The sequence below is a fragment of the Streptococcus sp. 477 genome, assembly GCF_013277295.1.
Taxonomy (GTDB): domain Bacteria; phylum Bacillota; class Bacilli; order Lactobacillales; family Streptococcaceae; genus Streptococcus; species Streptococcus pseudopneumoniae.
Map to the genome: position 1 here is coordinate 1 of NZ_VMMQ01000104.1, position 5,071 is coordinate 5,071.

The 5,071-nt window shown below is 43.8% G+C and carries 6 protein-coding genes; all 6 read left to right on the forward strand.

Features of this window, described 5'->3' with window-relative positions; all coding sequences use genetic code 11:
• Positions 1 to 3,492 (forward strand): tail fiber domain-containing protein (locus tag HT691_RS10790; RefSeq protein WP_233053354.1); only part of this gene is annotated, 3,492 nt, incomplete at its 5' end.
• The gene (locus HT691_RS10795) at positions 3,485 to 3,691 is read left to right on the forward strand and encodes a hypothetical protein (protein ID WP_000368698.1); all 207 of its coding nucleotides are present in this window, start codon (positions 3,485 to 3,487) and stop codon (positions 3,689 to 3,691) included. The genes HT691_RS10790 and HT691_RS10795, both read left to right, overlap by 8 nt.
• Positions 3,688 to 4,221 carry a hypothetical protein gene (locus HT691_RS10800; RefSeq protein WP_001105679.1) on the forward strand — a complete coding sequence of 178 codons (534 nt, stop codon included), beginning with the start codon at positions 3,688 to 3,690 and terminating at the stop codon, positions 4,219 to 4,221. The genes HT691_RS10795 and HT691_RS10800 overlap by 4 nt, the downstream gene beginning before the upstream one ends.
• A complete protein-coding gene (locus HT691_RS10805; RefSeq protein WP_000036642.1) occupies positions 4,214 to 4,366 on the forward strand; it encodes a hypothetical protein in 153 nt (50 codons plus the stop codon). The genes HT691_RS10800 and HT691_RS10805 overlap by 8 nt, the downstream gene beginning before the upstream one ends.
• A 10-nt stretch (positions 4,367 to 4,376) precedes the next feature.
• A complete protein-coding gene (locus tag HT691_RS10810; protein WP_000134981.1) occupies positions 4,377 to 4,655 on the forward strand; it encodes a hypothetical protein in 279 nt (92 codons plus the stop codon).
• Between the two features lie 15 nt (positions 4,656 to 4,670).
• The gene (locus tag HT691_RS10815; protein ID WP_240154011.1) at positions 4,671 to 5,066 is read left to right on the forward strand and encodes a hypothetical protein; all 396 of its coding nucleotides are present in this window, start codon (positions 4,671 to 4,673) and stop codon (positions 5,064 to 5,066) included.
• Positions 5,067 to 5,071: the final 5 nt, after the last annotated feature.

The window sequence follows — 5,071 nt, forward strand, 5'->3', positions numbered from 1 at the left end:
GCTGAATTTACTAAGCGTGAGAAAGCTATCACGGATGCCATCGAACTTGCCAAGGCTAAGGCAGAAGAAGTCAAGCAAGAAGTGTCTGACACTATCAATCAGCGTTTCAATAGCTTTCATGATGAACCTTTACGAGAATCAAGGCGCAAGGCTGAGGAAGCTTTGAGACAAGCTGGCGCAAGTAGCTCTCTTGCTCAGGAAGCCAAGCGGATTGGTCTGGATTCTGTTGCTAGACTTGAAGCGTTTAAGTCGCAGACTAGGAGTGCTCAGACGGCTTTGTCGGGTGATTTGAATCTTCTAAAGCAGACAGTTACCAATGATATAAGCTCCAAGCAAAGGCAACTTAAAACTGACATTTCCAAACAAGTTCAAGCTCTCGGTCAGATAAAGAATGACTTGGCTGGAGTCAGAAGCTCTCAGGCAAGATATGAAGAGACGACTAAAGGCAGGCTAACTGCACTGACGAACAGAATGGAAGGGAAAGCTAACAAATCAGAAGTCAGGCAAACAGCAGAGACTCTGACGAGTCAGATAGACCGTATACAAGAAGAGAGCTCTACTCGTATTTCAACAATGACCTCTCGTTTTAATCAGCGCGCTGATGCGCTTGATGCTGGAGTGAGGCGTTTGACTGAAGGTCTCAGAACCAAAGTGGATATCAGCTCCCTCAACGTGACTGCTGAGAATATTAGGCAATCTGTGAGGAGGTTAGAAAGAGATACCCAGAGCCAACTAAATCAGAAGCTTAGTACGGCTGAATTTGAGGTGCGAGCTGGCTCTATCCGCCAGGAAATCCTGAACGCAACCAAGGACAAGGCAGATAAGACCTTAGTTGTGGCTGAAGCAGGGAAATTACGGGAAGAATTTTCAAATATGCAAGTTGGTGGTCGGAACTATTATCGTGATTCCGAGAAAATTCAACAGTCTCGTTTTGGTTTTGTGTTTGATAATCTAGATCCCTATCTTTCAAAGTCCGATATTGGGACAACTTGGACTCTCTCGTTTGATTATAAACTCGATGAAGTTGATGGTTCTTTTCCTTTCCACATGATGCATAATGGTGGGAATGGCTTTGGTATAGAGGGACAAACAAAGTCCACTGCGACTAGGGAGTGGCAGCGATTTAGGCTTACAGGTCCGGTATTTTTTAAAGAGGATGCGCCCTCTGAATCCAAGCTACAGATGACCCTATTCAATTCAGATTTAGGATACGGAGGACCTATTTTCATTCGTAGGATTAAACTTGAAAAAGGTACCCTAGCGACAGACTGGAGTCCAGCGCTTGAAGACACCAATGGTCTCATCACACAAGCTAAGGCTAGCTTTGAGCGAACAGCGCAGGAATTGCGAACGGATTTGTCGGCTGTTCAGGCCTATGTTGCTCAAGATGGTCAAAGACAGGAAAGCTTACAGCGCTATACTCGTGAGGAGAGCGCGAGACAAGCAAGAGCAGTTCGTGAGCAGATATCCAGAGATTATGTAGGGAAATCAAGCTATCAAGAAGACGTGGAGGGGATTCATCGGAGAATTGAAGGAGTTAAAACGAGTGCGAATAGAGAAATAACTAGCCAAATAGCTAGCTATCGTCAATCTGCCGACGGGACATTTAGGGATATTTCAAGCCGAATAACAACTTATAAGCAGGATATGACCAGGAACATTGCGAACCTATCCCATCAACTGGCAGGTAAGGTAGAGACTACTGACTTCCAGCGTGTGAGGGAGAGTAGTCAACTCTATGAGCGGATTCTGGGTAATACTGAAAATGGAATTGCGGATAAGGTTGCTCGCATGGCTATGACCAATCAACTGTTTCAGGTTGAGGTTGGGAAATATAGTGTAAGCGGCCCTAACCTCATTAAGAATAGTGATTTTAAAAATGATACGAATAAATGGGTCTCAACTCAAAATTTAGGAAGATTGGTTAAGCATAGCTTTTATCACAACGGGCAGAAAGACCTTATGCGTTTAAGCAATGCAACTAAAAACAAAAACTTTTTGTCTAGTCACCGTTTTAATCTTGAACGAAATACTGACTATGTACTGAATTTTAGAGGATTTAACAACAGTGCTCTAGCAAGCTATGATGTTTATATTTTGGGACGAAGAGCAGGCGAGAGCGATGGATTCACAATCTTTAAGAAAGTTGTTAGCAGCAAGAAACTATCTACCTCTAGATGCGAAGATGTCTCAGTAACTTTTAATTCCGGAGAAATGGATAATGCTTACATTCGTTTTGAGAACAATGGCTCATCATCAGGAACAGCTGATTTGTATATTACAGAAGTTGACTTGTACAAAGGTTATAAACCTAGAACATGGCAACCACATCCAGAAGATGCAGTCGCAGATGCGAATAAGAAGCTTGAAGCAACGCAAACAAAAATGACTCAACTAGCTGGCTCCTGGTTGGTTCAAAACATCAACAGTGCAGGTGATTTGATTTCGGGTATCAATCTAGGAGCCAATGGACATAACCGCTTTGTTGGGAAATTAACCCATATAACAGGCGAGACCCTGATTGACAGAGCAGTCATCAAGTCTGCCATGGTTGATAAGTTGAAGACAGCTAATTTTGAATCAGGTTCAGTAACGACAGCTGTTTTAGCTGCCGAAGCGGTCACAGCTGATAAGGTAAAGTTTGATCATGCCTTTATTCGAAAACTTATTGCCAACGACGCCTTTATTGGAGAACTAACTTCTAAACGTATCTTTGCGACTAAGATTGAATCAGTTGTGAATCGCTCGACTTTCTTAGAAGCTTATCAGGGTCAAATAGGAGGGTTTACAATTGGTCGTTTTGCTCAAGGAAGAGGTCGCTGGATTTCTGGTGTCAACCAATTCTCGGTCGGCATGGGAAACGGCGAAGGCGGAAGCTACAATGGCGAAAATACCGCATTTTGGGCGAACTGGGGTTACAGTTGGAACAGTCCTGGCCCCAATGCTTGGTATGTGACAACGTTAGGAAACATGCATTGCCGAAACGGAGCAAATTTCCACGGTAGGGTTGACTTTTCGAATTCATCGAGAGCAAACTTCTATGGGAATACTACTTTTTCTCGTTCTCCTGTGTTTTTAAATGGTATCGAACTTGGAAGTAAAGACGTCTTTGGTGATGGTTGGAATCCCAAAGGCGGAAGGAATGCGGTTGTTTGGTGGAATCAGGTCGGTAGTGGTAGCGTGAAGTATTGGATGGAACAAAAATCAGACAGACGCTTAAAAGAGAACATCACAGATACAGCTGTGAAAGCCTTGGACAAAATCAACAGATTAAGAATGGTTGCATTTGATTTCATCGAAAGTAAGAAACATGAGGAGATTGGTCTAATAGCTCAAGAGGCTGAAACCATCGTTCCAAGAATTGTCTCACGAGATCCTGAGAATCCAGATGGCTATCTACATATAGACTATACCGCTTTAGTTCCTTACTTAATTAAGGCAATCCAAGAATTAAATCAAAAAATAGAAAAAATGGAGAACAGACATGGATAATCACACAATCGACAAGCTAGTCGCTGAGTCGCTCGTCGACCGTTTGGCTGATATCGAATTGAACTATGCGCATTTAAATGTACACCATAGGCTGGCTTTGGCTGAATTACAGGCCTTTAAGGCGGTGCTGGAATATGACCCAGCGCTTAAAGAACTTTTTGACGAAACACAAGCGAAAATGAAAGGAAATAAGGAATGAATTACGAAGTAGCAATTAATCCCTACTTGAAAGGTGGGGAAAATGTAACAGTTGTCGCAATCAAGATGGAAAACAAGGGGCGCTATTCTTATGAGCAGTGCGAATTGCCAGGTGACCACACACAGGATAGTGAGGACGCCCTTATCCAAGCGGTTTTGGAATTGGTTCGCACCGAACTGGACCCGACTAGTGCCATTGTCAAGAACCAAGAACAATTGGCTAAGACGACGGAAGCGCTGGAGAGAGCCAACCAGCTCATGGATGGCATGCAGAAGGTCAATCTCCAGAATGCTCAGGATATTGAGGATATCTTAGCGCGATTGGAGGAGCTGGAAGCTCAAGGAGAGTCTGACCAGGAGGAGACCGACGAGGACACCCCTCAGGTTACGGACACAGAAAACCAAGCTGAAGAAGCACAACCAACCCCAGCGGTAGAAGATAAGAAAGAAAGCGAGAAAGAAGATGACATTTCTGAAACGACAAACCAAGAGAGCCCTAGTGAAGACAATGGAGGTAGCAGCAATGAGTAAGATTACACTAGACCAAGCCAAAATCGACATGTACATCAACCTACTGGAACGTGGAGCAGTTGACTTTTCATGGGTACATAAACGCTGGAAAGACCGTGTGCGCAAGGAATTGAAGCGACGTGGTTTGAGCCATCTGGCAAACTAGCGAGGTGTTTATGACAGAGATTGAGCACTTATTGATTCGGTTTCTCTTTTCTCTGATTCCTGTGGTTGTCTTGTACTTTTCCATGAAGGACAGGGCAACCAAGCAGGAAAATCGCATGACAGCCATAGAAAAAGACATTGAGAACTTACGCGAATTTCGAATGTCGGCTAACAAAAGATTGGATAACCATGACGAACAAAATAAGGCTATTCTGGTGCTGGCTGAACAGGTCAAATCGCTAGGTGAAGATGTGAGAGAACTGAAAACCTTGATACAAAGTAAACAGTAAAGAAAGAGGTGCAGAATGGTCTGTAATCTCAATATGACCAATTTGCGGCAAATTGACGGTGGGCACCTGATTAAGCAAGGGGACTTGGCTTCCACCTTTGGTTTTGCCCTCTTAGACGAAGATTACCAAGTCATCTCCTCTCTGGAAGGGAAGGAGGCACTGATCAGTCTGACCAAGGAGGGCTACCAGTGGAAGAAGCAGGTAACCGTTACCGGTCAAGGTGTGAGTTTTCATCTGGACGCTATCTTGCCCATTGGGAGTTATCGCTTGGAAATCACGGCTGGAGGCTATGTTTTCCCCAGTGATAAATCTGTCCATATCAAGATAGTGGCCTCAGATAAAGAATTGGTCACAGAGGAAGTCCATGCTTTAAAAGAGCTGGATATCGCAGAAGAAGTAATACTATCCTAAAATCA

Coding starts and splice junctions, on each gene's coding strand:
- HT691_RS10800 (WP_001105679.1), top strand. CDS start 3,688: ATGAATTACGAAGTAGCAATTAATCCCTACTTGAAAGGTGGGGAAAAT.
- HT691_RS10795 (WP_000368698.1), top strand. CDS start 3,485: ATGGATAATCACACAATCGACAAGCTAGTCGCTGAGTCGCTCGTCGAC.
- HT691_RS10805 (WP_000036642.1), top strand. CDS start 4,214: ATGAGTAAGATTACACTAGACCAAGCCAAAATCGACATGTACATCAAC.
- HT691_RS10810 (WP_000134981.1), top strand. CDS start 4,377: ATGACAGAGATTGAGCACTTATTGATTCGGTTTCTCTTTTCTCTGATT.
- HT691_RS10815 (WP_240154011.1), top strand. CDS start 4,671: ATGGTCTGTAATCTCAATATGACCAATTTGCGGCAAATTGACGGTGGG.